30 protein-coding genes and 3 pseudogenes are annotated in these 25,099 nt (G+C 45.3%); 28 read left to right on the top strand and 5 right to left on the bottom strand.

Annotated elements, in window-relative coordinates; all coding sequences use genetic code 11:
- The first annotated feature begins 30 nt into the window (after nucleotides 1-30).
- Nucleotides 31-1,263: a tyrosine--tRNA ligase gene (gene tyrS, locus QGT46_RS06160; RefSeq protein ID WP_148459791.1), complete on the top strand. Its 1,233-nt coding sequence runs from the start codon at nucleotides 31-33 to the stop codon at nucleotides 1,261-1,263.
- Between the two features lie 76 nt (nucleotides 1,264-1,339).
- Nucleotides 1,340-1,657: a TfoX/Sxy family protein gene (locus QGT46_RS06155; protein ID WP_301589997.1), complete on the top strand. Its 318-nt coding sequence runs from the start codon at nucleotides 1,340-1,342 to the stop codon at nucleotides 1,655-1,657.
- A 49-nt stretch (nucleotides 1,658-1,706) separates the two neighbouring features.
- Here the strand turns inward: QGT46_RS06155 and QGT46_RS06150 are convergent, their stop codons facing one another.
- On the bottom strand, nucleotides 1,707-1,997 hold the full coding sequence (locus QGT46_RS06150; protein WP_270431801.1) for a hypothetical protein: 291 nt from the start codon (nucleotides 1,995-1,997) through the stop codon (nucleotides 1,707-1,709).
- Nucleotides 1,998-2,143: 146 nt separating this feature from the next.
- Here QGT46_RS06150 and QGT46_RS06145 point away from each other — a divergent pair, with 146 nt between their 5' ends.
- From QGT46_RS06145 to dnaJ, 8 genes are all read left to right on the top strand, one after another.
- The gene (locus QGT46_RS06145) at nucleotides 2,144-2,566 is read left to right on the top strand and encodes a hypothetical protein (RefSeq protein ID WP_330655760.1); all 423 of its coding nucleotides are present in this window, start codon (nucleotides 2,144-2,146) and stop codon (nucleotides 2,564-2,566) included.
- 12 nt (nucleotides 2,567-2,578) lie between these two features.
- Complete coding sequence (locus QGT46_RS06140) at nucleotides 2,579-3,415, top strand: DUF5685 family protein (RefSeq protein WP_024727854.1); 837 nt, start codon at nucleotides 2,579-2,581, stop codon at nucleotides 3,413-3,415.
- A gap of 1 nt (nucleotide 3,416) precedes the next feature.
- Complete coding sequence (locus QGT46_RS06135; RefSeq protein WP_301589993.1) at nucleotides 3,417-4,034, top strand: J domain-containing protein; 618 nt, start codon at nucleotides 3,417-3,419, stop codon at nucleotides 4,032-4,034.
- 25 nt (nucleotides 4,035-4,059) lie between these two features.
- Nucleotides 4,060-5,793, top strand: a complete 1,734-nt coding sequence (dnaK, locus tag QGT46_RS06130; protein WP_024727853.1) for a molecular chaperone DnaK — start codon at nucleotides 4,060-4,062, stop codon at nucleotides 5,791-5,793.
- Between the two features lie 184 nt (nucleotides 5,794-5,977).
- A complete protein-coding gene (gene hrcA / locus QGT46_RS06125; protein ID WP_024727852.1) occupies nucleotides 5,978-7,006 on the top strand; it encodes a heat-inducible transcriptional repressor HrcA in 1,029 nt (342 codons plus the stop codon).
- A gap of 15 nt (nucleotides 7,007-7,021) precedes the next feature.
- Nucleotides 7,022-7,597 (top strand): nucleotide exchange factor GrpE, encoded by a 576-nt coding sequence (gene grpE, locus QGT46_RS06120; protein ID WP_024727851.1) that lies wholly within the window; start codon nucleotides 7,022-7,024, stop codon nucleotides 7,595-7,597.
- 73 nt (nucleotides 7,598-7,670) lie between these two features.
- Nucleotides 7,671-9,530, top strand: coding sequence for a molecular chaperone DnaK (gene dnaK, locus QGT46_RS06115; protein WP_024727850.1), 1,860 nt, complete (start codon nucleotides 7,671-7,673; stop codon nucleotides 9,528-9,530).
- 22 nt (nucleotides 9,531-9,552) lie between these two features.
- Entirely contained in the window at nucleotides 9,553-10,701 is a 1,149-nt protein-coding gene (gene dnaJ, locus QGT46_RS06110; protein ID WP_024727849.1) for a molecular chaperone DnaJ, read from the top strand.
- Nucleotides 10,702-10,806: 105 nt separating this feature from the next.
- On the opposite strand, the gene QGT46_RS06105 is transcribed toward dnaJ, so the two are convergent.
- Nucleotides 10,807-11,625, bottom strand: coding sequence for a Cof-type HAD-IIB family hydrolase (locus QGT46_RS06105; protein WP_148459788.1), 819 nt, complete (start codon nucleotides 11,623-11,625; stop codon nucleotides 10,807-10,809).
- Nucleotides 11,626-11,839: 214 nt separating this feature from the next.
- Here QGT46_RS06105 and QGT46_RS17485 point away from each other — a divergent pair.
- The 6 genes and pseudogenes from QGT46_RS17485 to QGT46_RS06075 form a co-directional block, all read left to right on the top strand.
- Nucleotides 11,840-12,324 (top strand): annotated as a pseudogene (locus QGT46_RS17485) (4Fe-4S dicluster domain-containing protein); the annotation flags it as partial.
- Between the two features lie 34 nt (nucleotides 12,325-12,358).
- Nucleotides 12,359-12,472, top strand: a pseudogene (locus QGT46_RS17245) (anaerobic sulfite reductase subunit AsrB); the annotation flags it as partial.
- Between the two features lies 1 nt (nucleotide 12,473).
- Nucleotides 12,474-13,117, top strand: a pseudogene (locus tag QGT46_RS17240) (sulfite reductase subunit C); the annotation flags it as partial.
- 67 nt (nucleotides 13,118-13,184) lie between these two features.
- The gene (locus tag QGT46_RS06085; RefSeq protein ID WP_301589988.1) at nucleotides 13,185-13,646 is read left to right on the top strand and encodes a histidine phosphatase family protein; all 462 of its coding nucleotides are present in this window, start codon (nucleotides 13,185-13,187) and stop codon (nucleotides 13,644-13,646) included.
- The gene (locus tag QGT46_RS06080) at nucleotides 13,621-13,875 is read left to right on the top strand and encodes a histidine phosphatase family protein (RefSeq protein ID WP_268876105.1); all 255 of its coding nucleotides are present in this window, start codon (nucleotides 13,621-13,623) and stop codon (nucleotides 13,873-13,875) included. The genes QGT46_RS06085 and QGT46_RS06080 overlap by 26 nt, the downstream gene beginning before the upstream one ends.
- 76 nt (nucleotides 13,876-13,951) lie before the next feature.
- Nucleotides 13,952-14,821, top strand: coding sequence for an AraC family transcriptional regulator (locus tag QGT46_RS06075; protein ID WP_270431789.1), 870 nt, complete (start codon nucleotides 13,952-13,954; stop codon nucleotides 14,819-14,821).
- On the opposite strand, the gene QGT46_RS06070 is transcribed toward QGT46_RS06075, so the two are convergent.
- Both QGT46_RS06070 and QGT46_RS17480 read right to left on the bottom strand, forming a co-directional pair.
- On the bottom strand, nucleotides 14,794-15,270 hold the full coding sequence (locus tag QGT46_RS06070) for a hypothetical protein (protein WP_148459786.1): 477 nt from the start codon (nucleotides 15,268-15,270) through the stop codon (nucleotides 14,794-14,796). The genes QGT46_RS06075 and QGT46_RS06070 overlap by 28 nt on opposite strands.
- Nucleotides 15,263-15,442, bottom strand: coding sequence for a DUF3990 domain-containing protein (locus QGT46_RS17480; RefSeq protein ID WP_420360574.1), 180 nt, complete (start codon nucleotides 15,440-15,442; stop codon nucleotides 15,263-15,265). Before QGT46_RS17480 ends, QGT46_RS06070 begins: the two co-directional genes overlap by 8 nt.
- A gap of 554 nt (nucleotides 15,443-15,996) precedes the next feature.
- On the opposite strand from QGT46_RS17480, the gene QGT46_RS06060 reads away from it, so the two are divergent.
- From QGT46_RS06060 to thiI, 7 genes are all read left to right on the top strand, one after another.
- Complete coding sequence (locus QGT46_RS06060; protein ID WP_301589985.1) at nucleotides 15,997-16,806, top strand: cation:proton antiporter; 810 nt, start codon at nucleotides 15,997-15,999, stop codon at nucleotides 16,804-16,806.
- Nucleotides 16,807-16,812: 6 nt separating this feature from the next.
- Nucleotides 16,813-17,169 (top strand): TrkA C-terminal domain-containing protein, encoded by a 357-nt coding sequence (locus QGT46_RS06055; protein WP_301590020.1) that lies wholly within the window; start codon nucleotides 16,813-16,815, stop codon nucleotides 17,167-17,169.
- Nucleotides 17,170-17,179: 10 nt separating this feature from the next.
- The gene (locus tag QGT46_RS06050; protein WP_148459785.1) at nucleotides 17,180-17,830 is read left to right on the top strand and encodes an HAD family hydrolase; all 651 of its coding nucleotides are present in this window, start codon (nucleotides 17,180-17,182) and stop codon (nucleotides 17,828-17,830) included.
- A 69-nt stretch (nucleotides 17,831-17,899) separates the two neighbouring features.
- Nucleotides 17,900-18,865 carry a 50S ribosomal protein L11 methyltransferase gene (gene prmA, locus QGT46_RS06045; RefSeq protein WP_024727841.1) on the top strand — a complete coding sequence of 322 codons (966 nt, stop codon included), beginning with the start codon at nucleotides 17,900-17,902 and terminating at the stop codon, nucleotides 18,863-18,865.
- A complete protein-coding gene (locus tag QGT46_RS06040) occupies nucleotides 18,865-19,605 on the top strand; it encodes a 16S rRNA (uracil(1498)-N(3))-methyltransferase (protein ID WP_148459784.1) in 741 nt (246 codons plus the stop codon). Before prmA ends, QGT46_RS06040 begins: the two co-directional genes overlap by 1 nt.
- A 1-nt stretch (nucleotide 19,606) precedes the next feature.
- On the top strand, nucleotides 19,607-20,749 hold the full coding sequence (locus QGT46_RS06035; protein WP_148459783.1) for a cysteine desulfurase family protein: 1,143 nt from the start codon (nucleotides 19,607-19,609) through the stop codon (nucleotides 20,747-20,749).
- Nucleotides 20,750-20,761: 12 nt separating this feature from the next.
- On the top strand, nucleotides 20,762-21,940 hold the full coding sequence (gene thiI / locus QGT46_RS06030; RefSeq protein WP_148459782.1) for a tRNA uracil 4-sulfurtransferase ThiI: 1,179 nt from the start codon (nucleotides 20,762-20,764) through the stop codon (nucleotides 21,938-21,940).
- Between the two features lie 8 nt (nucleotides 21,941-21,948).
- Here the strand turns inward: thiI and QGT46_RS06025 are convergent, their stop codons facing one another.
- Nucleotides 21,949-22,191 carry a hypothetical protein gene (locus QGT46_RS06025; protein ID WP_024727837.1) on the bottom strand — a complete coding sequence of 81 codons (243 nt, stop codon included), beginning with the start codon at nucleotides 22,189-22,191 and terminating at the stop codon, nucleotides 21,949-21,951.
- A gap of 77 nt (nucleotides 22,192-22,268) precedes the next feature.
- Between QGT46_RS06025 and mtaB the strand changes: the two genes are divergently transcribed.
- The 5 genes from mtaB to QGT46_RS06000 all read left to right on the top strand — a co-directional run bounded on the left by mtaB (nucleotide 22,269) and on the right by QGT46_RS06000 (nucleotide 25,092).
- Nucleotides 22,269-23,588 (top strand): tRNA (N(6)-L-threonylcarbamoyladenosine(37)-C(2))-methylthiotransferase MtaB, encoded by a 1,320-nt coding sequence (gene mtaB, locus QGT46_RS06020; RefSeq protein ID WP_024727836.1) that lies wholly within the window; start codon nucleotides 22,269-22,271, stop codon nucleotides 23,586-23,588.
- Between the two features lie 68 nt (nucleotides 23,589-23,656).
- Nucleotides 23,657-23,911: an IreB family regulatory phosphoprotein gene (locus tag QGT46_RS06015; protein ID WP_024727835.1), complete on the top strand. Its 255-nt coding sequence runs from the start codon at nucleotides 23,657-23,659 to the stop codon at nucleotides 23,909-23,911.
- A gap of 5 nt (nucleotides 23,912-23,916) precedes the next feature.
- Nucleotides 23,917-24,333 (top strand): Holliday junction resolvase RuvX, encoded by a 417-nt coding sequence (gene ruvX / locus QGT46_RS06010; protein ID WP_024727834.1) that lies wholly within the window; start codon nucleotides 23,917-23,919, stop codon nucleotides 24,331-24,333.
- Between the two features lie 16 nt (nucleotides 24,334-24,349).
- Complete coding sequence (locus QGT46_RS06005; RefSeq protein ID WP_024727833.1) at nucleotides 24,350-24,616, top strand: DUF1292 domain-containing protein; 267 nt, start codon at nucleotides 24,350-24,352, stop codon at nucleotides 24,614-24,616.
- Nucleotides 24,617-24,642: 26 nt separating this feature from the next.
- Complete coding sequence (locus QGT46_RS06000; protein ID WP_148459781.1) at nucleotides 24,643-25,092, top strand: Fur family transcriptional regulator; 450 nt, start codon at nucleotides 24,643-24,645, stop codon at nucleotides 25,090-25,092.
- Nucleotides 25,093-25,099 lie beyond the last annotated feature (7 nt).

Raw genomic sequence — 25,099 nt, 5'->3', positions numbered from 1 at the left:
AATGAACAATTTAGATAAAGGAGTAGACCAATGAGTGAAAATGTATACGATATTTTGCAGGAAAGAGGCTTTATCGCTCAGACGACCCACGAGGAGCTGCGCGATCTGCTTGGAAAGGAAAAGGTAACGTTCTATATCGGGTTTGACGCTACCGCAGACAGCCTTACCGCAGGGCATTTCCTTACGGTCATGGCCATGATGCATATGCAGAGAGCAGGGCACAGACCGATTGCCCTTTTAGGGGGCGGCACGACTATGATCGGTGACCCTTCCGGCAAGTCCGACATGCGAAATATCATGACAAAAGAAACCATTGAACACAATGCCATGCGATTTAAGGAGCAGCTGTCCCGGTTTATCTCGTTTGACAACGACAAGGCAATCCTTGAAAATAATGCAGACTGGCTTTTGGACTTAAACTATGTAGATTTTTTAAGAGAGATCGGAGTACATTTTTCTGTCAACAAAATGCTGACTGCCGAGTGCTATAAACAGCGTATGGAGAAAGGACTTACATTTTTTGAATTCAACTATATGCTCATGCAGGCATATGATTTCCTGGAGCTGAACCGCAGATATGGATGTACCCTGGAAATGGGTGGAAATGACCAGTGGAGCAATATTCTTGCGGGCGCGGATCTGATCCGCCGCAAGGAGCAGAAAAATGCGTTTGGGCTGACGCTTACCCTGCTTACCAGAAGCGACGGTGTGAAGATGGGCAAAACGATGGCGGGAGCCGTCTGGCTGGACCCTGAAAAGACTTCTCCGTATGAATTTTATCAGTACTGGAGAAACATCGAAGATGTGAAAGTAGAAGAGTGTCTCGGACTCTTAACCTTCCTTCCGATGGAAGAGGTGAGAAGGCTGGGAGCGCTTCAGGATGCCGAGATCAATAAAGCAAAAGAAGTGCTGGCATATGAAGTGACGAAGATCGTCCACGGCGAGGAAGAGGCGAAGAAGGCACAGGCCGGAGCAAAAGCCTTGTTTGTGCAGGGTGCGGCCAGTGAGGATGCGCCGGTGCATGAGTATTCCAAGGCACGGCTTGAAGAAGGACTCGATATACTGACTCTGCTGGTAGATACGAAACTTTGCTCTACAAGATCTGATGCCAGAAGGACCGTGATCCAGGGCGGCGTATCCGTCAACGGGGAGAAAGTGACGGACTTTAAACAGGTGTTTACTTCGGCAGATTTTGATGACAAAGAACGTCTGCTCCTGAAAAAGGGAAAGAAAAAGTTCTGTCAGGTTAAAGAAGGAAATTAACAGGAAGATTTGGAACAGGACATGCAGCTGTCCTGTTCCTTTTGCTATTCTAAGTATGATGACAGGAGGTGAAGATATGGCTTCAAGTGTTGAATTTGTAGAATATGTATGCGGTCAGGCAGAGGGTGCCGGAGATGTCTCTTACAGAAAAATGTTCGGAGAATACGGTATTTATCTGGACGGGAAATTTATAGGTGTCATCTGTGATAATCAATTTTTTGTCAAGATCACGAAAGCCGGGGAAGAGATTCTGCCTGCGTGTCCGAAAGAACCGCCCTATGACGGGGCAAAACCTTATTTTCTCATCGAAGATCCGGAAGATCGGGACTTGCTTCACCGTTTTCTTCGGGCTTCATTTGAGGAACTTCCGGAGCCCAAACCAAAGAAAAAATAATCTGCAAACAGCCGCTTCCAACGAATAAGAGGAAGCGGCTGTTTGAGGGTTAATGGAAATTTTTTTGGATTTCATTGAGAGCTTTTTGGGTATAAGGGTCTCTCTGGTCGATGTGCTGAATGACGGACCTGATTTTCTGGGCATCTCTGGAACCGGCTGTTTTAGAAAGGGAGAGGACAAACAGCAGCAGAATGATAGAAAAAATCGTGCGCAGCTTCAGAAAAGACCAGTAGCTGGCGCTCTCTTCCGGTTCTGTGTGAAACGGATCGGAATGGGAGGCGTATTTTTGATTTAATTTCAGTTTTTCCTGCTCCATGCGAAGCCTTGTTAAATCTGTCATCTCATCATCTCCTTTCTTCATTATATGAGGCATGTATTTTTCTATGACACAAAAAGTTCAGATATTTTATAGTTTCTTTATGTTTTCCGGCAAATGAAAATGCTATAATGTTACCTATGACATTTTCCAGTGTTTCATGATTACATTTGAACGTAAAGAAAGGTGAGATGATGAGAGATAAGATTCAGAGTTTTTTAAGAGGGCGTTACGGTACAGATTCTCTTTCGAAATTTTTGCTGATCGTGGCTTTGGCGGGGATGTTTCTTCCTATATTTATAAAGAAAGCGTTTCTTTTATATTATTTAGGGGTTGTTTTGCTGATTTATTCCTATTTCCGGATTTTTTCCAGGAACATTGCCAAAAGATCGGCTGAAAATGCGGCATTTCTCAGGAGGACCAGCAAGATTACCGGTTTTTTCAGGAGGAAGAAACTTCATTTTGAACAGCGCAAAACGCACAAGTTTTTCCGGTGTCCGGGCTGCGGTCAGGATATCAGGGTACCGAAGGGCAAGGGGAATATCGTGATCACCTGTCCGAAATGCCGGAAAGAATTCCAGGCGAGATCGTAAAAGGAGGCTTGCATGTTTGGATATTTGACTGTCAATAAGCCTGAGATGAAGATCAAAGATTATGAGCGGTACCGTGCTTATTACTGCGGGCTGTGCCGGCGGCTTTACAAGCATTACGGAAAAAAAGGTCAGCTGACGCTGAGCTTTGACATGACGTTTCTTGCCATTTTATTAAACGGGCTTTATGAGCCGAAGCTTCACTCCGGTAAGCACTTCTGCGGACTCCACCCAACGAAAAGGCAGAAGGTTATGTGCAATCAGTTGAGCGACTATGCGGCGGATATGGGAATGCTTCTTACTTATTATAATCTGCTGGATGACTGGCAGGACGATAAGAAGCTTAAAAGCCTTCTGCTGGCAGATGGCATCAGGAAACCATGTATGGAGATCGCCCGGAGATATCCGAGACAGAGCCGGGCTGTCAGAGATTATATAAAGAAGCTTTCTGTCTGTGAAGGGGAGAACACGGATCAGCTGGATCGTGTGGCAGGCCTCACGGGAAAGATGCTCGGAGAGATTTTTGTCTTCAGGGAGGATGAGTGGTCTGATGATCTGAGAACGATGGGATTCTTTCTTGGAAAGTTCATCTATCTGATGGATGCCTACGAAGATTTATCCGATGATCTGAAGAACGAACGGTACAATCCATGGAGTTTTTATGCGAAAAGCGAAGAGTTTGATCAGAGAGCAGAGACGGTCCTGACTATGATGATGACGGAGTGTGCCGCTGTGTTTGAACGCCTGCCGATCTTAAAGGATATTGAAATTCTCAGGAATATCATTTATTCTGGAGCATGGACGAAATTTGAGATCGCAAAGAACAAAAGAAAAGGCAGTGAGGAAGAGTGAGATGGATGAAGCATATACAATCTTAGGCGTATCCCAGGATGCGACTGATGAGGAAATAAAAAAAGCATACCGGAGGCTGAGCAAGAAATATCATCCGGATGCTAACTTAAACCAGCCGGAATATGCAGAGCAGAAGTTTAAAGAAGTCCAGGAGGCCTACAAAAAGGTTATGGACTTTAGAAAGTACGGCGCATCCGGCGGAAACCCATATGGAAATCCATATCAGGGAGAGCAGTCCTCCTATGGGGGATACGGCAATGCCGGAACCGGTTCGGCAGAAATGACGGCCGCCTATAATTACCTGCGGGCAGGACATTACCGGGAGGCGCTTCAGGTGCTCGGAGGTATCTCAGAGAGAAATGCACAGTGGTTTTATTTCAGTGCTGTGGCAAACATGGGCATCGGCAACAATGTAACCGCGCTGGAGCATGCGCAGACGGCCGTACAGATGGACCCTTCGAACATGGAATACCGGATGCTCCTCCAGCAGATGCAGCAGAGCGGAAACTGGTATCAGAATATGGGGTCCGGGTACGGAAGAAGCAGTATGGGAAGCAGCTGCTGCATGCAGCTTTGTATGCTGAATATGCTCATCAACTGCTGCTGCAGGCCTTATTAACAATGGAACATAAACAGGAGGACTTATGGGTAAGATCATAGGGATTGATTTAGGGACGACCAACAGCTGTATTGCCGTGATGGAAGGCGGAAAAGCCGTTGTCATACATAATGCGGAAGGTTCAAGGACAACGCCGTCGGTCATGGCCATGACCAAAAATGGGGAGAGACTGATTGGAGATGCGGCCAAAAGGCAGTCTGCGGCAAACCCGGAGCGGACAGTGTCATCCATTAAACGGCATATGGGAACGGATTACAGGGTAAAAGTCGACGGAAAGAATTATCTCCCACAGGAGATTTCCGCCCAGATCCTGATGAAATTAAAGGAAGATGCCAAGAGCTATCTGGGAACGGAAGTGACAGAGGCAGTGATCACCGTGCCTGCATATTTTAATGACGCCCAGAGACAGGCCACCAAGGATGCGGGAAGGATCGCAGGTCTTGATGTAAAGCGTATCATAAACGAACCTACTGCAGCAGCACTGGCCTACGGGCTGGACAACGGAACGGAGCAAAAAATCATAGTCTATGACCTGGGAGGCGGTACTTTCGATGTATCTGTCATTCAGATCGAAGACGGTGTGATTGAGGTGCTGGCAACTTCAGGAAACAATCACCTGGGAGGTGATGATTTTGACGAGGCAGTGGCAGCGTATCTGGTTGAAACTTTTAAAAAGACAGATGGAATTGATTTGAAAAAAGATGTCCAGGCAATGCAGCGGATCAGGGAAGCGGCAGAGAAAGCCAAGATCGAACTTTCCAGCATGTCTGAGACAAATATCAACCTGCCGTTCATCGTCGTGGAACGGGGTGAGACACACCACATGGATATCCAGCTTACGAGGACAAAGTTTGATGAGCTGACTTACAGCCTTGTATCAAAAACCGAAGAACCGGTGAGAAACGCGCTGAAGGATGCGGGACTGTCTGCAGGAGAGATCGACAGGGTGCTGATGGTCGGAGGGTCTACGAGGATCCCGGCGGTACAGCGGAAGGTGGCAGAGATTACCGGAAAGCGTCCGGACCAGTCCTTAAATCCCGACGAGTGTGTCGCACTGGGAGCTGCCATCCAGGGAGGGAAACTTGCAGGAGAGGCCGGAACCAATGAAGTGCTGCTCATGGATGTAACACCGCTTTCCTTATCCATCGAGACGATGGGAGGTATGGCTACCAGGATCATAGAGCGCAATTCGACAATTCCTACCCGTCACAGCCAGATTTTTACTACAGGCGCCAATTTCCAGACAGCCGTGGATATCAAGGTTCTCCAGGGAGAACGTATGATGGCCAATGAAAACAAGGTCATCGGCAATTTCCGGCTCAAGGGGATCAAACGGGCTGTGAGAGGGGTGCCTCAGATCGAAGTGACCTTCGATATTGATGTCAACGGTATCTTAAAGGTATCGGCAAAAGACCTGGGGACCGGAAAGGAACAGAGCGTTGTAATCACTTCAAGTTCCAATATGTCCGAGGAAGAAATCAAACAGGCGATCCGTAATGCAAAGGAAAATGCAGCGTTTGATAAGGAACACAAAGAAGCGGTTCAGTCCTACCATGAGGCGGAAGAGACGCTTGTCAGAGCGGAGCAGTATCTTGCAGAGCACAAGAAAGAGATCGAAAAAGAAAAGAAGAAAGCCATCAAAGATGCAGCAGCAAATTTAAAGAAAGCACTCAAACATGTGAAGCTTGAAAAGATTACGAGGGAACAGGCCGGTGAACTGAATGCAGCGAAAGAAGAACTTTTTTCGGTTTTGCCGTAAGATTAAAATAATATGATAAAGATTGGATATAGTAGGAACAATGTTCAGAAAAACAGGTTCCTACTATTTTTTTAACGAAAAAATATAATAGGAGGGGTTGACAATGATTTTTAAAAGTGATAACTTATGTTATAGATATTAGCACTCGTTTGAGTTGAGTGCTAATAATGAAAGGAAAGATACCATGGATTTAAATGATCGTAAAAGACTAATACTAAAAGCGATTATAGCAAATTATCTGGAGACCGGGGAACCCGTTGGTTCCAGGACGATTTCCAAGATGGAGGGACTAAACCTGAGTTCCGCTACGATCCGCAATGAAATGGCGGATCTTGAGGATCTGGGTTTCATTCTGCAGCCGCACACGTCGGCCGGGCGGATACCTTCGGATCTGGGATATCGTTTTTATGTGGACCAGCTGATGCAGGACAGAGAGTCGGACGAAGAAGAACGGCTGGAGCTTGTCAAGAAAGTTGACAAGATGGAAGTGATGCTGAAGCAGGTTGCCAATGTCCTGGCATCCAGTACGAATTATGCGACGATGGTATCTGCCCCTCAGTACAAAAATACAAAGCTCAAGTTTGTGCAGCTTTCCCAGGTGGATGAGTACAGTCTGCTGGCGGTCATCGTGGCAGACGGCAATGTCGTAAAGAACCAGATCATCGACGTGGAAAAACCACTGGCAAATGACGAAGTCCTGAAACTGAACGTATTATTAAACTCCTTTCTCCAGGGGCTGACCCTGAAGGAAATCAACCTGGAGCTGATCCAGACGATGAAGGATCAGGCCGGAATCCACAGCCAGATCCTGGAAAGGATTCTGGAGGAGATCGCAGTCGTTATCCACAACGCGGATCAGCTGGAGATCTATACGGGAGGTGCTTCCAATATCTTGAAGTATCCTGAGCTTGGCTCGCCGGAGACAGCTACTGAGCTGTTGGATGCTTTAGTGGAAAAGAAGGCGCTGAACAAGCTGGTGGGCGACACATTGGAAAGTGATGACCACCACGGAATCCAGGTTTATATCGGAGATGAAGCTCCGGTCAAGAACATGAGCGACTGCAGCATCGTGACAGCCACTTATGAACTGGAGGAAGGCGGAACCGGAACGATCGGGATCATTGGTCCGAAACGGATGGATTACAAGAGGGTTGTGAAGACACTCCAGAATCTGACGGATGAGATCAACGATCTGTTCAAGAAAAAAACATAGGAGGGAAGGTGCATTATGGAAGAAGAGAAAAAAGTTCAGGAAGAGGAAATGAAAGAAAATACAGTGACAGAAGAGAAAGAAACAGAAAAAGCAAAAGATACAAAGAAGGCAGACAAGAAAGCATCGAAAAAGCAGAAGGCAGACGATCTGGTAAAAGAGAAAGACCAGCAGATCGAAGAGCTGACCGATAAGTATCAGCGCCTTATGGCAGAGTTTGAAAATGTCAGAAAGAGGACGGCCAAAGAGTTTGTTCAGAGATATGACATGGGAGCCATGGGAGTTTTAGAAAAACTTCTTCCGGTCGTTGATAATTTTGAGCGGGGGCTTTCAGCCGTGGCGGAAGAAGAAAAAGATTCTCCGTTTGTTCAGGGCATCGAACAGATTTATAAGCAGCTTATGGGAACTCTCGATGAATTGGGAGTGAAGGCCATGGATGCCGAGGGAAAAGAGTTTGACGCCAATCTCCACAATGCGGTGATGCACGTGGAAGACGAAGAAGCCGGAGAAAATGTTGTGGTCGAAGAGCTTCAAAAAGGATATATGTATAAAGAAAGCGTACTTCGGCACAGTATGGTAAAAGTAGCGAACTAAATGTAAGACACTTGAGGAAATCAAGCGAAAGCATTGGAAATATAGAAAGATTTATTTTAGGAGGAAATTTATCATGGGTAAAATTATTGGTATTGACTTAGGAACAACAAACAGCTGTGTAGCAGTTATGGAAGGCGGAAAACCAACCGTTATCACAAATGCAGAAGGTGTGAGGACAACACCGTCTGTCGTGGCATTCACAAAGACAGATGAGCGTATCGTCGGAGAACCTGCAAAACGCCAGGCAGTGACAAACGCAGAGAAGACAATTTCTTCTATCAAACGCCACATGGGAACAGATTACAAAGTAAAGATTGATGACAAGAACTATACACCGCAGGAAATTTCAGCAATGGTACTTCAGAAGCTGAAAGCGGATGCAGAAAACTATCTTGGAGAAAAAGTAACAGAAGCTGTCATCACAGTACCGGCTTACTTTAACGATGCTCAGAGACAGGCAACAAAAGATGCAGGTAAGATTGCAGGACTCGATGTAAAACGTATCATCAACGAGCCTACCGCAGCGGCTTTATCTTATGGACTGGACAATGAAAATGAACAGAAGATCATGGTTTATGACCTCGGAGGAGGTACCTTCGATGTATCCATCATCGAGATCGGAGACGGCGTCATCGAAGTTCTCTCAACAGCCGGTGACAATAAACTGGGCGGAGATGATTTCGACAATGTGATCACAAACTACATGTTAGACGAGTTCAAAAAACAGGAAGGTGTTGACTTATCCGGAGATAAGATGGCAATGCAGAGACTGAAAGAAGCTGCCGAGAAAGCGAAAAAAGAACTTTCTTCTGCAACAACCACAAACATCAATCTTCCGTTTATCACAGCGACAAACGAAGGACCGAAACATTTTGATATGAATCTTACAAGAGCGAAGTTTGATGAGCTGACATTGTCCCTCGTAGAGAGAACAGCAACTCCTGTCAACACAGCATTAAAAGACGCAGGAATCGCAGCTTCCGAACTGAGCAAGGTTCTCCTTGTAGGAGGTTCCACAAGAATCCCTGCTGTACAGGATAAAGTAAAACAGCTCACAGGCAAAGAGCCGTTTAAGGGAATCAACCCGGATGAATGTGTTGCCATCGGTGCTTCTATTCAGGGAGGTAAATTAGCCGGAGACGCAGGTGCAGGCGACATCCTTCTTCTGGACGTAACACCATTGTCTTTATCTATCGAGACTATGGGAGGCGTGGCAACCAGATTGATCGAGAGAAATACAACGATCCCGACAAAGAAGAGCCAGATCTTCTCTACAGCAGAAGATAATCAGACAGCCGTAGACATCAATGTTGTACAGGGTGAGCGCCAGTTTGCAAAAGATAACAAATCCCTGGGAAGATTCCGTCTGGACGGCATCGCACCTGCGAGAAGAGGTGTGCCTCAGATCGAAGTAACCTTTGATATCGATGCCAACGGTATCGTAAAAGTATCCGCAAAAGACCTCGGAACCGGTGCAGAACAGCACATCACGATCACAGGCGGATCCAATATGTCTGATGAAGATATCGAAAAGGCAGTAAAAGAAGCAGCAGAATTTGAAAACCAGGATAAGAAGAGAAAAGAAGCGATCGATACTAGAAACGAAGCTGATTCTATGGTATTCCAGACAGAAAAAGCCCTGGAAGAAGCAGGCGACAAAGTAGATGCAACAGAGAAAGTCAAAGTTGAGGAAGACCTGAAAGCATTGAAAGACTTGTTAGAGCAGACAAAAGACGCTGAACTTACAGAAGCTCAGGTAGAAGATATTAAGAATAAAAAAGATCAGCTCATGAACAGTGCACAGGGATTATTCACCAAGATGTATGAAGCTGCTGCAGCCAATGCCCAGGGAGCTCAGGATACTGCAGGAGACACTGCCGGAGCAGCAGGTGCAGCAGACGATGTCGTAGATGGAGATTACAAAGAAGTATAAGAGAAAAAGAAGGTAGACGATTATGGCAGATAAACGAGATTACTATGAAGTGCTGGGGGTATCCCGCAGTGCTTCAGAATCAGAAATAAAGAAAGCCTACCGTAAACTTGCGAAACAGTATCATCCAGATACGAACCCGGGAGATAAAGTAGCCGAGGCAAAGTTTAAAGAAGCTTCCGAGGCCTATGAAGTTTTAAGTGATCCTGAAAAGAAAGCGCAGTATGACCAGTTTGGTCATGCTGCCTTTGAGCAGGGCGGACCCGGAGGATTCAACGGAGGAGGGTTTGGCGGTTTTGATTTCGGCGGGGATATGGGAGATATTTTCGGAGATATCTTCGGCGGTATGTTCGGCGGCGGAGGCAGAAGCCAGCGTGCGGCCAATACTCCGACTCAGGGTGCCCATGTGCGTGCAAGGATTCATGTGACCTTTGAGGAGGCAGTTTTTGGAACAACGAAGAAGCTGGAAATTTCTCTGAAAGAGGAGTGTGCTTCCTGTCATGGAAGCGGTGCCAAAGCCGGCACCCATCCGGAGACATGTCCGAAGTGCGGCGGTAAAGGCCAGGTAGTATATACCCAGCAGTCTATGTTCGGCACGGTGAGAAATGTCCAGACATGTCCGGACTGTCACGGAACCGGCCAGGTCATCAAGGAAAAATGTCCGGATTGCCACGGAAGCGGCTATGTGAGCCAGAGAAAGACGATCGAGGTCACAGTGCCGGCCGGCATCAACAACGGACAGAGCATCAGAATCCGCGGAAAAGGGGAGCCCGGAACAAACGGAGGACCGAGGGGAGATCTCCTCGTGGTTGTTTCCGTGGACCGGCATCCGAAATTCCAGAGACAGGAATACGATATTATTTCCACGGAGCCGATTTCCTTTACCCAGGCAGCTCTGGGCGCAACCATCAAGATCAATACGGTAGACGGTCCTTATGACTATACGATTAAGGCAGGAACCCAGACGGACACCCGTGTGCGTCTGAAAGGAAAAGGTGTTCCGACTCTCCGGAACAAGAATGTCCGGGGCGACCACTATGTGACCCTTGTTGTACAGGTGCCGGAACATCTGAACGAAGAGCAGAAGAATGCCCTTAAAAAGTTCCAGGAATCCATGGGGGAAGTGCCGAAGAAAGAAGAACATAAAGGATTTTTCGGGAAACATAAAAAATAAAAAACAGGATTATGATGTTCTTATATTCATCATAATCCTGTTTTTTCATGCCCATAATCAGCAGAATTCATATTCAACAGACAGTGGATAAAGGCAGAAGGAGTATTAGCAGCCACCAGCAGTTAAAAGACGTTCCAGACTATGTGCAATTCCATCTTCATTATTTGTCAGAGTCACCTCATCAGCGGCCTCTTTCAGAGCATCGCAGGCATTTCCCATGGCAACGCCCCGGCCGGAAAATTTGATCATCTCCAGGTCGTTTTCTGCATCCCCAAAGGAGATGACTTCCTCAGGGGAGATATGAAGCAGTTCACATGTCCGGCGCAGTCCCTCAGCCTTATTGAGTCCCTTTGGCATGGCTTCTATGTAAAAAGGCGCAGTTCTTACGAAGACCAGAGTATCTTCAAAGGGCTTGCTGACCTGTGGAAGCATATCCCAAAGTTCTTCGGGCCGTACAGACATTAAAATTTTCACCAGGTCAAAATTGAGACAGTCTGTCAATGATGGGACTTCTGTACATTCCATTTGATTGTTTCGGCATTCGTGCCGGACCATATATCCGTTCTCATCGGTTACATAAAAACGTTCTCCGTCGTCTATGATCGGGGTGACCGGATAATGTTCCAAATGTTTTAAAACTTCTATGGCCAGACCGCGGGGAAAAATCTGCTGGTGAAGAATCTCTTTATCCTCGGCCCGCAGTATTTTACCGCCGTTATAGGCGATCAGTATTCCATGGTGTTTTTCCAGCTCCAGTGTTTTCATATCTTTATAAAGTCCCGGAACCGGGCGTGCGGAGCAGAGAGCTATGATAAGTCCCTGCTGCTGTGCTTTAAGGAGGGCATCCCGGGTTTTCGGGGTGATTGTCTTATCATCGGTGTTTAAGGTACCGTCTAAATCCAGGGCGATTAGTTTATATTTCATCTGATGCAGTGTCCTTTCTGTATAGAAAAAGTTATCAAATATACATGTTAATTATAGCATTAAGGAAGTATGTCTGCATATATGGATAATAAATTATTATATTGTGATAACAAACTATAATTATTCATAATTATAGTACGGCAGTATAATGAGAGTAATGAAACATGAAAATTTTAAGGCAGAGCACCGGAATAAGAAATGGAGGGACAAGAAGATGGAATATTCACTTGACAATGCCCAGGCTGACCGGGCATTGGAGGCGCGGTGAAGAGACTACCGTGTCTATGCTCCGAAGCGTTTTCTGAAACAGGGGCGTTATTCTTACACGGATATCATATGCTATGATGAGGTGAAAAAAATTTGAAGAGATTGTCTGGAAAGAAAAATCCGACTATCCTGTGAAGGAGGTTGTCATGCCCATCCTATTACACGGAGGATGAGTATAAACCGGGCAGAAATCCGGCAAAACCCGTTCTGATCTTTGCCAGGCCGTGCAACATCAATGCACAGCATATACAGGATGAAATATATGCGGGCAGCGGAGGAAACACGAATTTTTATTATGAGCGGATGCGCTATAAGATTCTCCATAAATTTCATGATTATAAGGCACGCTTTGGAAAACGTCACATGTGTGTCGGATGCGGCAGGTGCGCCCACCGCTGTCCGGAGCTGATATCAATTTCATCGACAGTTTCCACTGAAGAGTTTACGGGCAAACATCTGCTGGTCACCTCCTCCGATGATGAAATTTACAGGGCTGGAGCTGTTAAACTGCGGTGCGGACCCGGAGAAAATGTGGATGAGTTTTGAGAGAAAGATGTCCTGTGCCATCGGAAAGTGCGGCTGAATTGTTTCAGCCAGTCCAAAGAACCTGGGGCGACGGCAACTTCCATTTCGGAACACGCCAGACCTTTGATATTCCGGGCATTAAATATGAAAATATCCCGGCAGTCAATGCCTGCTTGGAGCGGTATATCAAAGAGGTGAACGGAACTCTCTGCGGGGCCAGCATGGATACGGTGGCCCATGAGCCGGAGCCGTGGGAGCCAAAGGCAGGCTATCCGACCATCGGAGCCAGGAACATTACCGCATGTATCGGAAATTACCACTGTGTATGCGGTAATTTCAATACATTTGAACTGGCCAGGAAGATCGAACCGATCATTTTTCCGAGCCATTACCATATCAAGATCAATGATAACCGACGAAGTTTTACCGGGTGATCCTGGGAGGAAGAACAGGACGCCAGATTCCGAGAGCCGGAAAGATGTTTCTTAACTGGGCCACGGAAGAAGTGATTTTGGGAGTCCTGGGCAACTGGCAGAAATTTTCTGCCTGGGTCATGGACTATAAGCCGGAGTACCTGCACGGAGGCCATCTGATCGACCGGGCCGGTTATAAGAAGTTTAAGGAAATCATGCTGGAAGGCGTAGAACTGAATCCGGAATGTCTGGTGGCTGAGGATATTTTCTGGAGTGAGACGGAATAGCCGGGTGTTGTTTAACTTCTCATGTTCACATGTTATGATATAACAAAAAGACTGAGGAGGGACTGCCATGAAGCTGAAACAAATCATATCGATTTTTATCATATTGTTCTGTATTTTTCTTATGGGAGGATGCGCCAGAAAGACAGAGGTGCCAGATAAAAGACAGGAAAAAGCGGCAGAGAAAACAGGGAAAGATACAGTAATCTATGTGGTCAGGCACGGGAAGACTATGCTGAATGAAGCAAAGCGCGCCCAGGGATGGGCTGATGCTCCACTAACTGACGAAGGAATAAAGGTGACAAAAAAGCTGGCCCGTGGTTTTAAAAAGAGAGGGATCAAGTTTGACTATACTTATTCCAGCGACCTGGGAAGAACCCGGCAGACCGCAGGAATTATTCTGAAGGGACTGGGCCAACCTGAACTTTCCCTGAGGGAACAACAAGGTCTCAGAGAAGTCTGCTTCGGAACCTATGAAGGTGAGAAATTTTCAAAAATGATGGAGGATGTCTCAAGGAATCTGGGATGTTAAGACCCGGATGCAAAAGGCGCTCAGAAACATTGCAAAGGATACGGAGAAAAAGGGCGGGGGAAACGTCCTGGTTGTCTCCCATGGAATGGCGATCATTACTATGCTCTCTGATATGACAGAGCAAAAAGTACCCGGACATCTTGAAAATTCCAGCGTCACTAAAATTATATATAAGGATGGGAGATTTAATGTTCAAAGTATTGGGGATACAACCTATTTGGAACAGTAAATTCAGATAGGCAAAAATAGTCGAGAGTTTTTCTTTTGATCCATCTATAATGACAGGTATAAAGGAGGTGAAAGATATGAGGGAACAGATTTTGGCAGTCCAGCGCATGCAGGAATTCATAGAAGAACATTTGGCGGAAAATATTACTCTGGCCGACTTGGCGAGAGTGTCGCTGTATTCTCCATGGCATTCCTATCGGCTGTTTACACGGCATGCGGGAACTACACCAGCTGATTATATCCGGCGGCTCCGTCTGTCTAAATCAGCGTTAAAGCTGAGAGACAGTACCTGTAAAATAGCGGACGTGGCTTTTGAGATGGGATTTGACAGTGTGGATGGGTATCAGCGTGCGTTTCAGCGTGAATTCGGATGCAATCCCCGTGAATATGCCATGAATCCTGTACCGTTATATCTTTTTACCCCGTACGGCGTGAAATTCAGGGAGATTGAAAGGAGACCAATCATGGAAAATTTGAGAAATGTATTCATTCAAGTGATGGAGAAGCCGGAACGAAAGGTGATCATCAAGAGAGGAAAAGAAGCCTCAGACTATTTTGCATACTGTGAGGAAGTAGGATGTGACGTATGGGGACTTTTATTAAGTATCAAATCTATCAGCGGAGAACCTGTCTGCCTCTGGCTGCCGCCTGCCTACCGGGAGCCGGATACATCAGAATATGTCCAGGGTGTGGAGGTATCCAAAGATTATGACGGTGAGGTACCGGAAGGATTTGATGTGATAGAGCTGCCGGCTGCCAGGTATTTAATGTTCCAGAGCGAACCATTTGAAGAAGAAAACTACTGTCAGGCCATTGAAGAAGTGTGGAATGCGATGAAGAAATACGATCCGTCTGTCATTGGATGCCAGTGGGATGAGAGTAACCCGAGGATTCAGCTGGAACCGATTGGGACAAGAGGCTATATAGAACTGGCTGCAATTAAATAAGGAATCATATAATAAGCCCTGGCAGTTGACCAGGGCTTTAAAATGTCTATATAGATTGATGGAAAGATACTTGAATTAAAATTTGATATTTCATCGCTGATAAAGGAGGAAAATACTTTCTTTATAACATCTTCCCATGCCTCATGTTCTTGATGTACATTAAAGATAAGTCTTTGGTATAGTCTCCCAATGGAGGTGACAGAGGGAAGTTTATATTTACAGTGGGTAATTGTGTCAAAGTTTCCAGCAGAAATTTGATAAGCCTCAAGGACTTCCATTGTTACTTGTTCAAGTGGAAGGCTATGATTGACATCCGCATATTTTAGATGATGCTTTAAACCTTCTGTTCCGAGTTTTTCCACAACTGTTTTGCGGTGATTTTTTGTTTTTCGTGCAATGGATTCGATTAAAGTGCAAACAAAAAATAAATTATCTTTTATGTCAGTCATTTTCAGTCACCTCTTCACTTATTTTAAATTCAAGATAGTTTAAAGCGCTCAATGTGTGAAAACTAATTTGATTCGTTGGATGTTTGAACCTTGCATATTCCCAAAACACTTTTCTGCTGATATCTCCTGATAAAAAATCATTTACAAAGTTCCAAATTGTGTCATCAGTCATTTGGTTAAATTTTAGAATTTTTAGATTAAGATTTTCTCTATAAATATAGTGATTTATTATACCTTTTCCGTTTATCCGAGTTGCCCAACGATTAGCTTGTGTGGAGCTTCTTGTACAATAAAATCCCTATGAAAAAACTTTACAATACTTTGTCCTGCGTACTTCTGGATATTCAACAAAAGTATTACTTCCATGAGATAAAATTTGGTCTGACATTTTATCTCCTCCATTTTTTCTATTTAATCTATAGTAAATAGAAATTCTATTTATTTCAGTAGAAAAGTTCTACGACCTTCCCTTGAAATAAAAATGCTCCGCGGGCTGTACACAGATGCGTAAGGAAATCATTTGAGCTTGCCCACTTTGTGCTTATAATAATTATAACATAGGAATAAACTTTCTAGATGTCAATAATTTTAAATGAATTCCGAAATATCGAACAGAATTTATGTGGAGAATGTGATGGAAAGCTCTGTTCTTGACAGAATGGAAGGGTTTGTTACAATAAAAACTACCACTTATTAAACTGTATTCTCATGACTGGAGAGGTTTCTATGGAATTATACCTGCTGCTCTGTGCTGTCGTTTTACTGCTCTGCATCTTTTCCAACAAAATTTCGGATAAAATCGGGGTGCCAAGCCTTTTAATCTTTATGTTCCTGGGTATGGTGTTCGGATCTGAGGGCATCTTTAAAATAGAATTCAGTGATTTTCAGGCAGCAGAGAATATTTGTACCGCTGCGCTGATCTTTATCATGTTTTACGGAGGGTATTCCACAAACTGGGAACATGCGAGACCCGCTGCCGGGAGAGCGGCAGTACTTTCTACTTTGGGTGTTGGCATTGGCGCGGCAGTGGGGATTGCCGGACCAAAGATTATCCGGAAGTTTAGGTTTTGTACCGATGGATTTGATGCGGTTTTTGTACTGGCAGCGGCTCTGACCTCGTATGCTCTGGCTGGAATCCTTGGAGGAAATGGATTTCTGTCGGTTTATCTGACAGGCATCCTTATGGGAAATGCAAAGACGAAAAACAAGGCCAATGTCGTCCGCTTTTTCGATAATGTAACCATTCTTGCTCAGATAGCAACATTCTTTCTCATAGGACTGCTGTCCTATCCGTCTCAGATGGTTTCATCACTTCCGGCAACTCTTGTGATCATTCTGTTTCTCACACTGGCAGCAAGGCCGGCAATGGTTTTTATATTGACGGGAAGATATCTGAAATTCCGTGAAAAGATATTTGTCTCATTTGCAGGATTAAGAGGAGCATCGTCCATCGTGTTTGCAATCTTTGCCTCAGCCGGCGGAGTGTATATGCAGAGCAATGTGTTTTATATTGTTTTTGGTCTGTCACTGATGTAGCTTCATATCTCATCCGGACACCACTGGGAGAATCAGAAGCTTAAGGATGTCACCCTGCCGGAGGGCTCTCTGGCTATGGTAATCCGGCGGGAGGACGACATCATCATTCCAAAGGGAGATACAGTGATGATGGCCGGCGATGATATCGCGGTGAATGTTCCGTCATTTGAAGCCGTAAATGAGATTTCTCTCAGGGAAATCACGATTGAGGAAGATCATCCATGGAGAGACAAAAAAATTAAAGAGCTGGATTTAAAGGAGCATATCCTCGTGGCGATGATCAGAAGAAAAGATCAGGACATTATTCCAAACGGTGAGACGAAGATTTACAAAGACGACATACTGGTGATTTACGACGAATAGGAGATAGAAAATGGAGACATATGAAGGTGTAATTTTTGACTTTAACGGGACACTGTTTTTTGATGATGATAAGCATGTGCTGGCATGGGGAGAGATTTCCAGACTACTGCGGGGAAGAGATATCACGGATGAAGAGCTGCACACAAAGCTGAACGGAACTCCGAACATAGTAAACATTCAATATATGATGGATGGAAAAGCAAGTGAGGAGGAACTGACCAGATATTCCCGCATGAAGGAAGAATATTACCGGAAATTCTGCAGAGAGGATAAAGAGCATTTTCATCTGGTGCCAGGAGCAGAGACATATTTCGATTATTTGAAGGCGCAAAAGATTCCTTTTACCATTGCCAGTGCCTCCATCAAAGAAAATATAGATTTCTTTATCGAATCTTTCCGGCTGGACCGCTGGTTTGAGCCGTCTGAGATCGTCTACGATGACGGGACTTATAAAAATAAAATCGCCATGTTTAAAAAGGCGGCGGATCTTATTGGAGTGGATATGGCACGTATCCGTATTTATGAAGATTCCCTGTCAGGGATCAGAAGTGCCTATGAAGCGGGGTGCAGGGATATCGCAGTGATTTGTCCAAAGGAAAAGGAGGAAGAATTAAGAAAGTACCCCGGAGTTACAAAAACCATGCGCGACTTCTTGTTCTGAGCCTGTTTCTGTGATACACTAATTAACTGGTATAGTGAAACGGATAAGAAGTTTAAAGGAGCAGATTTCATGGGATGGAACAGGATTACGATCAGCACCGTGACAGGAGCGGAGGATATGCTGAGTTATGAACTAACAGAACTTGGGGCGTGCGGCGTGGAAGTGGAGGACCGGGTGCCTCTGACGGAAGAAGAGATTCGGGAGATGTTCATCGAGGTATTGCCGGACCACCAGGAACCGGATGACGGCAGGGCCCTGCTCCACTGTTACTTTGATGAATCCGAAAATCTGGAAGACGTGACCATCAGAATTGAGGAGATGCTCAACAGGGTAAAGAGTTTCATGGACATCGGAGACGGCACGATCGAATATGGCTTTACGAAGGAAGAAGACTGGATTAACAACTGGAAACAGTTTTTCAAGCCGCTGAGACTGGATGATACGATCATTATCAAGCCTACCTGGGAGGAGCTTCCTGATCAAAGAGAGGGAGATGTGGTGATAGAAATAGATCCCGGCACTGCCTTTGGCACAGGTTCCCATGAAACGACCAGACTTTGCATAGCAGGGCTGAAAGAGGAAATCCGTCCGGATACCGTTATGCTGGATGTGGGCTGCGGAAGCGGCATCCTTTCTGTCATTGCCCTGAAATTGGGAGCCGGGAAAACGGTCATGACAGATATTGATCCGAGAGCCGTAACAGCGGCAGAAGAAAATATGGAAGTGAACCATATTGACAGGGACCAGTATGAAGTATACGGCGGGAATGTACTGGATGATATGGACTTTGCACGGTCTTTGGGAGAGCACCGGTATGATCTGGTAGCCGCCAATATACTGGCAGATGTGATACTTCCGCTGATTGAGATCGCAGATTTGTTCCTGAAGGAAGACGGTGCATTCGTAATCTCCGGTATTATCGATACGAAGGAACAGGAAGTGCTCGATAAGCTGGAGAGATATGGTTTTGAGGCGGTAAAAACAAGAAAGCTCAAAGAGTGGGTCTCAGTCACAGCGAAGAAAAGGAAAGAATAATGTATCGTTTTTTTATAGAAGAAAGCCAGGTGGACGGAAACCTGATCAGGATTGCAGGGGAAGACGTCAATCATATAAAAAATGTGCTCAGGATGAAAAAGGGAGAGCATGTGCTGCTCTCCAACCGCCGGGGACTGGAATATGAGTGTGAGCTGGAAGATCTGGAAGGAAACCGCGGGATTTCGGCCAGAATCCTTGATATCCACGGGGTGGAGTCGGAACTTTGTGAAAGAATCATCCTATTTCAGGGCCTGCCCAAAGGGGACAAGATGGAGCTGGTCATTCAAAAGGCGGTAGAACTTGGAGCCAGTGAGATCGTGCCGGTAAAAATGAAGCGCTGCGTTGTGAAGCTGGATGACAAAAAGGCGAAAAAGAAGCTGGAACGGTGGAATGCCATAGCACTTGGTGCGGCAAAACAGTCAAAGAGAGGCGTGATCCCGGAAGTCAGCCGGGTGCTCACGTTTGAGGAAGCCGTAAAAAGAGCGGAAGGTTTATCTGCGCTCCTCGTGCCGTATGAAGCGGCTGAGGGCATGGAATACTCAAGAAAGCTGATCAGGAAGACAAAAGGCAAGGATTCGATCGGTATTTTTATCGGACCGGAGGGAGGATTTGAACCTTCGGAGATCGAACGCCTGAAGGAAGCGGGAGGCAGGGTTTTAAGCCTCGGCAGAAGAATTTTAAGAACGGAAACCGCCGGCATGGCCATGCTGTCGGTTTTAATGTTTGAGTTGGAGGAATAACATGGTGGTATATTTAGATAATGCGGCAACGACAAAAGTATTTCCGGAGGTTCTGAAGGTCATGAATGAGGCGATGGAAGTATCCTATGGAAATCCCTCTGCCAAGCACACAAAAGGGATCGAGGCGGAAAATATTGTGAAAAAGGCCCGGCAGATCATCGCAGGGACGCTGAAGGCAAAGGAAAAAGAGATCATTTTTACATCCGGAGGCACGGAGTCCAATAATTTTGCGATCCTTGGAACGGCAATGGCCAACAAAAGGCGGGGAAAACACATCATCACCACGAAGATTGAACATGCCTCTGTGTATGAACCGATGTTCTTTTTAGAAAATGAAGGATTTGAAGTCACCTATCTGAACGTGGATGAAAAAGGGATTGTCGATTTAAAACAGCTTGAAGACAGTATCAGAGAGGATACGATCCTTGTCTCCTGTATGCTGATCAACAATGAGATCGGCGCGGTGGAACCCATAGAAGAGATTGGAAGCATCATAGAGAAGAAAAATCCGGAGACAGTCTTCCACGTAGACGCAATCCAGGGATACGGAAAAGTTCCGGTGATACCGAAAAAGGCAGGAATTGATCTGATGTCCATGAGCGGCCACAAAATCCATGCTCCAAAAGGTGTCGGCTTTTTGTATGTGAAAGAGAAGACAAAAATACAGCCGATGATCTTAGGCGGAGGACAGCAGAAAGGAATGCGTTCGGGTACCGAAAATGTTCCAGGGATTGCGGGACTTTCAGAGGCCTGCGGGATCATGGCAGGGCATCTGAAAGAAAATGCACAGAAGATCGGAGAAGTCAGAGAGTATTTCAGAAGCCGGATCACGGAGATTCCCGAGATTAAAGACAATTCCGGTGATGCGCCCCACGTGGCAAGCATCAGTTTTAAAAACATCAGAAGTGAGGTGCTGCTGCACGCACTTGAAGACCGGGAAATCTATGTTTCTTCCGGATCGGCATGTTCTTCCAACCGCCCGCATGTAAGCGGTACTCTGTCAGCCATCGGACTCAGCCCTGAGTACCGGGACGGGACACTAAGGTTCAGTTTTTCTGTCTATAACACAAAGGAAGAAGTGGATCAGGTCATAGCGGCGCTGGAGGAATTAGTTCCGATGCTGAGGAAATTCGTAAGAAGATAAAAAGGAGAAAAGATGAAAGTACAAGCTTTTTTAATAAAATATGCCGAGATCGGCATTAAAGGGAAAAACCGCTACATGTTTGAGGATGCACTGGTCAGACAGATCAAGTATGCCATGAAGCCGGTGGGAGAATTTAAAGTGAGAAAAGAGTCCGGGCGCGTCTTTGTGGAAGGACAGGAGGATTTTGACTATGAGGAAGCCGTGGAAGCGTTAAAGACTGTCTTCGGGATCACGGGCATTTGTCCGATGGTGATCGAGCATACAAAGGATGTGGAACATCTGACGGATGCTGCAGTACGTTACATCGACAGCCAGTATGGAAAGAAAGATTTCACCTTTAAGGTCAATGCAAGACGGGGAGATAAGGAATTTCCGATGAATTCTATGGACATCAACTGTCTGGTGGGAGAAAAGCTTTTGGATGCGTGGCCGGAATTAAAGGTAGATGTGCACTGTCCGGACGTACTCGTAAACATTGAGGTTAGACAGCAGATCTATATTTATTCTGTGGAGATCCCCGGACCGGGAGGCATGCCGGTGGGAACAAACGGAAAAGCCATGCTGCTTTTATCAGGGGGGATCGACAGTCCTGTGGCAGGATACATGATTGCCAAAAGAGGGGTGCGCATTGATGCGACTTACTTCCATGCACCTCCGTATACGAGCGAGCGGGCAAAACAGAAGGTCGTGGATTTGGCAAAGATTGTTTCAAAGTATGCAGGGCCGATCCATCTTCATGTGGTAAACTTTACGGATATCCAGCTTGCTATCTACGAGAAATGTCCGCATGACCAGCTTACGATTATCATGCGCCGTTATATGATGAAGATCGCAGAACACTTTGCAAAGGAAAATGACGCACTGGCGCTGATCACCGGCGAGAGTATCGGTCAGGTTGCCAGCCAGACAATCCATAACCTGGCGATCACAAACGACGTGTGTCATATGCCTGTGTTCCGTCCGCTGATCGGAATGGACAAACAGGAAATCGTAAATATCGCAGAGAGGATTGACACCTTTGAGACTTCAATCCAGCCGTTTGAGGACTGCTGTACGATCTTTGTGGCAAAACATCCTGTGACCAAAGGAAACTTAAAGAAAATTGAGAAATCAGAAGAAAATCTTTCTGATGTCATAGATGAACTGATGGAAAAAGCGATCGAAACTACAGAAGTGATCGTTGTAAAATAAAGAATGGGTTACTGAGGGGAAGAACAGAGAAAGGGTTCCAGCCTTTGAAGAATCTCATCCCTTTTTTCGGGAATCTGAAAGGCCAGAAGAATTGGTTCATTTAAGTTTAGGCTGAACAGGTCCATGACACTTGCGGCGTCCAAAAGGTAGGAACCCAAGATTATGTAAAAGCCGCCGTCATATTCTTTGATAATATTGATAAAGTCGTTGACCTTTTTTATGGAATTCAGCATTAATTGTACTTCGCACATGATTCATCCTCCAATGACGATAGTGTACAAGCTAACATTTGAATTGTCAATAACAACGAAAGGAAAAGAAACACTCCATGAGTTTAAATAATGTGAAAGCCGCAGTCGTGACTTTGGGATGCAAGGTCAATCAATATGAATCCGATGCTATGTTTGACATGCTCACGGATGCAGGGGCTGAGATCGTCAGCCCCAAAGAGGGTGCGGATATTTATATCGTCAATACATGTTCTGTGACGAATATAGCAGAGCGGAAGTCCAGGCAGATGCTGCACCGGGCAAAGAAGCTGAATCCGGATACCGTGGTGGCCGCCGTGGGATGCTATGCCCAGGTGGGGAAGGATGAATTGAAAAAAGATCCGCTGATCGATCTGATTATTGGGAATAATAAAAAGAAAGATTTGATCCCGATCCTCGAAAATTACCTGGAAGGCCACCGCCGGGACGCTGAGGTTTTGGATTTGTCCTCGGGAAGCGAATACGAAGCGCTGCATGTGAGACATTTAAATGAACACACGAGAGCGTATATCAAGGTTCAGGACGGATGCAACCAGTTCTGCTCTTACTGTATTATTCCCTATGCCAGAGGAAGAGTCCGGAGCCGGGATACGAAAGATGTACTCTCTGAGATCAGAGGCCTTGCAGAAAATGGATGCAGGGAATTTGTCATCACAGGGATTCATGTGTGTTCCTACGGGACGGATCTTGACGGGGACAAAGGACTGATTGATCTGCTCGAAGAAATAGGAAAGATCGAGGGAGTGGATCGAATCCGTTTAGGTTCTCTGGAACCGGGGATCATCACAGAAGATTTTGTAAAAAGGCTTAAAAATATAGAGCAGTTCTGTCCACATTTTCATCTGTCCCTTCAGAGCGGATGCGATGCTACCCTGAAACGGATGAACCGGAAATATACGACGGACGAGATAAGAGAAAAAGCAGAGATCCTGAGAAAAGCTTACGAAGATCCCGCACTGACAACGGATATCATCGTAGGATTTCCGGGGGAGACCGAAGAAGAATTCGAGGCAACGAGAAAGTTTCTGGAAGAAATCGACCTGTATGAAATGCATGTTTTCAAATATTCAAAGAGAGCAGGCACCAGGGCCGCCGTCATGGAACACCAGGTAAATGATCAGGAAAAAGCCAGAAGGAGCGCAGTCCTGATCGCCATGAACGAGGAACATAAAAATGCGTTTGAACGCAGGCAGATCGGGACACGAAGAAAAGTTCTGATCGAAGAAAAATTAAGAAACAGCTCCGGAAATTTCTATGTGGGACACACAAAAGAATACGTCAAAGTGGCGGTGGAAAGTGAAGAACCTCTGGAAAATCAGATTGTGGAAGTTGAACTCACCGGTATCAGCGGTGATGGATATGTGGCAGGAAATGTGTAGAAAATCCATTGCTATTTTTTTGGATATATATTAGAATAAAAAAAAGATACGAAAAAGGACGTGAGAATATGGATAAGAATCAGACACAGCATTTTTCCGTGGTGAAAGATGAACTGGACGTGCACAGAATATTAGAGCATGTCTATGAAGCACTGGAGGAAAAAGGATATAACCCGGTGAACCAGATGGTAGGCTACATTATGTCAGGGGATCCCACCTACATTACCAGCCATAAGAATGCACGAAGCATGATCAATAAAGTAGAGAGGGACGAGATTATCGAGGCCCTGTTTGTAAATTATATTGATACAAGGCTGAAGTAGGGATTATGAGAATACTTGGGCTTGATTATGGGACAAAGACAGTGGGCGTTGCCCTGAGCGATGAGCTGGGGATCACAGCGCAGCCGTTTGAAACCATTACGAGAAAAGATGAAAATAAGTTAAGAAAGACTTATGCAAGGATCGAGGAGATCGCGGCCGAATATAAGGTTGAAAAGATCGTCCTCGGATATCCGAAGAATATGAATAATACGATCGGAGAACGCGGAATGGCAACGGAAGCTTTCCGCGATAGTTTAGTGCGCAGAACCGGACTGGATGTGATCTTATGGGACGAGCGCCTTTCTACTGTTGCGTCCAATAAAGTATTGATGGAAAGCGGCGTCCGGAGGGAAAATCGGAAAAAGGTCATTGATCAGGTTGCTGCATCGATGATTTTACAGGGGTATCTGGATTCTCTGTAAAGAAAGGATTGATAAAATGAAAGACAAAGAGAGCAGAATTCTCTTTTTAGATGACCAGGGCCGGGAGATTGAATTTATGGTGCTGGAACAGACGACACTGGCAGGGACAAACTACCTGCTCGTTGCGGATTCCGTGGATAAAGACGGGACAGTTTTGATTATGAAAGAAATCTCACTGGAGGATGACTATGTCTCCTATGAGATCGTAGAAGATGAAGAAGAACTTGAGATCATATCCAAGATATTCAATGAATTAATCGAGGATTTTGATTTGACAGTATAAATGCAGCAGGATTTTGAGGTGGTTTGATGGGCTATAACGAAGAATCTTTTATAAAAATTTTAAAGAGCAAGGGTTTAAAAGTGACGAATCAGAGAAAAACTGTATTAAAGGCACTTTCATCAAAACCGGACCAGCACCTGACCGCGGAAGAAATCTATGAATTGGTTAGAGTAGACATTCCCGAAATCGGGATTGCGACAATTTATCGTACCATACAGTTACTTTGTGAATTAGGATTAATTGATAAATTGAATTTAGATGATGGATATGTTCGCTATGAAATCGGAAAAGAAGATAAAAATGAGCACCACCATCATCATTTGATATGCGTGAATTGCGGAAAAGTTTTAAAGTTCGACGATGATTTATTAGATGAATTGGAAAAACAGGTCGAGAAAACGACCGGATTCATCGTCCATGATCATGAATTAAAGATGTACGGATATTGTCGTGATTGTCAAAATAACCGGAAGTAATAAAATG

Origin of the sequence: Anaerostipes faecis, assembly GCF_910574135.1 — a bacterium.
Classification (GTDB): Bacteria; Bacillota; Clostridia; order Lachnospirales; family Lachnospiraceae; genus Anaerostipes; species Anaerostipes hominis.
This window is presented reverse-complemented; position numbering and strand designations above follow the sequence as displayed.

What these genes read in the sequence shown, in the direction of transcription:
- QGT46_RS17480 (WP_420360574.1), bottom strand. Translation starts at nt 15,442, where the DNA reads ATGACTGATGACACAATTTGGAACTTTGTAAATGATTTTTTATCAGGA.
- QGT46_RS06150 (WP_270431801.1), bottom strand. Translation starts at nt 1,997, where the DNA reads ATGACAGATTTAACAAGGCTTCGCATGGAGCAGGAAAAACTGAAATTA.
- QGT46_RS06005 (WP_024727833.1), top strand. Translation starts at nt 24,350, where the DNA reads ATGAAAGACAAAGAGAGCAGAATTCTCTTTTTAGATGACCAGGGCCGG.
- QGT46_RS06105 (WP_148459788.1), bottom strand. Translation starts at nt 11,625, where the DNA reads ATGAAATATAAACTAATCGCCCTGGATTTAGACGGTACCTTAAACACC.
- mtaB (WP_024727836.1), top strand. Translation starts at nt 22,269, where the DNA reads ATGAGTTTAAATAATGTGAAAGCCGCAGTCGTGACTTTGGGATGCAAG.
- QGT46_RS06140 (WP_024727854.1), top strand. Translation starts at nt 2,579, where the DNA reads ATGTTTGGATATTTGACTGTCAATAAGCCTGAGATGAAGATCAAAGAT.
- QGT46_RS06155 (WP_301589997.1), top strand. Translation starts at nt 1,340, where the DNA reads ATGGCTTCAAGTGTTGAATTTGTAGAATATGTATGCGGTCAGGCAGAG.
- hrcA (WP_024727852.1), top strand. Translation starts at nt 5,978, where the DNA reads ATGGATTTAAATGATCGTAAAAGACTAATACTAAAAGCGATTATAGCA.
- QGT46_RS06025 (WP_024727837.1), bottom strand. Translation starts at nt 22,191, where the DNA reads ATGTGCGAAGTACAATTAATGCTGAATTCCATAAAAAAGGTCAACGAC.
- QGT46_RS06080 (WP_268876105.1), top strand. Translation starts at nt 13,621, where the DNA reads ATGTCTCAAGGAATCTGGGATGTTAAGACCCGGATGCAAAAGGCGCTC.
- QGT46_RS06135 (WP_301589993.1), top strand. Translation starts at nt 3,417, where the DNA reads ATGGATGAAGCATATACAATCTTAGGCGTATCCCAGGATGCGACTGAT.
- ruvX (WP_024727834.1), top strand. Translation starts at nt 23,917, where the DNA reads ATGAGAATACTTGGGCTTGATTATGGGACAAAGACAGTGGGCGTTGCC.
- tyrS (WP_148459791.1), top strand. Translation starts at nt 31, where the DNA reads ATGAGTGAAAATGTATACGATATTTTGCAGGAAAGAGGCTTTATCGCT.
- dnaJ (WP_024727849.1), top strand. Translation starts at nt 9,553, where the DNA reads ATGGCAGATAAACGAGATTACTATGAAGTGCTGGGGGTATCCCGCAGT.
- QGT46_RS06015 (WP_024727835.1), top strand. Translation starts at nt 23,657, where the DNA reads ATGGATAAGAATCAGACACAGCATTTTTCCGTGGTGAAAGATGAACTG.
- QGT46_RS06035 (WP_148459783.1), top strand. Translation starts at nt 19,607, where the DNA reads ATGGTGGTATATTTAGATAATGCGGCAACGACAAAAGTATTTCCGGAG.
- QGT46_RS06085 (WP_301589988.1), top strand. Translation starts at nt 13,185, where the DNA reads ATGAAGCTGAAACAAATCATATCGATTTTTATCATATTGTTCTGTATT.
- QGT46_RS06000 (WP_148459781.1), top strand. Translation starts at nt 24,643, where the DNA reads ATGGGCTATAACGAAGAATCTTTTATAAAAATTTTAAAGAGCAAGGGT.
- grpE (WP_024727851.1), top strand. Translation starts at nt 7,022, where the DNA reads ATGGAAGAAGAGAAAAAAGTTCAGGAAGAGGAAATGAAAGAAAATACA.
- QGT46_RS06075 (WP_270431789.1), top strand. Translation starts at nt 13,952, where the DNA reads ATGAGGGAACAGATTTTGGCAGTCCAGCGCATGCAGGAATTCATAGAA.
- dnaK (WP_024727850.1), top strand. Translation starts at nt 7,671, where the DNA reads ATGGGTAAAATTATTGGTATTGACTTAGGAACAACAAACAGCTGTGTA.
- thiI (WP_148459782.1), top strand. Translation starts at nt 20,762, where the DNA reads ATGAAAGTACAAGCTTTTTTAATAAAATATGCCGAGATCGGCATTAAA.
- QGT46_RS06050 (WP_148459785.1), top strand. Translation starts at nt 17,180, where the DNA reads ATGGAGACATATGAAGGTGTAATTTTTGACTTTAACGGGACACTGTTT.
- QGT46_RS06040 (WP_148459784.1), top strand. Translation starts at nt 18,865, where the DNA reads ATGTATCGTTTTTTTATAGAAGAAAGCCAGGTGGACGGAAACCTGATC.
- QGT46_RS06060 (WP_301589985.1), top strand. Translation starts at nt 15,997, where the DNA reads ATGGAATTATACCTGCTGCTCTGTGCTGTCGTTTTACTGCTCTGCATC.
- dnaK (WP_024727853.1), top strand. Translation starts at nt 4,060, where the DNA reads ATGGGTAAGATCATAGGGATTGATTTAGGGACGACCAACAGCTGTATT.
- QGT46_RS06070 (WP_148459786.1), bottom strand. Translation starts at nt 15,270, where the DNA reads ATGACTGACATAAAAGATAATTTATTTTTTGTTTGCACTTTAATCGAA.
- prmA (WP_024727841.1), top strand. Translation starts at nt 17,900, where the DNA reads ATGGGATGGAACAGGATTACGATCAGCACCGTGACAGGAGCGGAGGAT.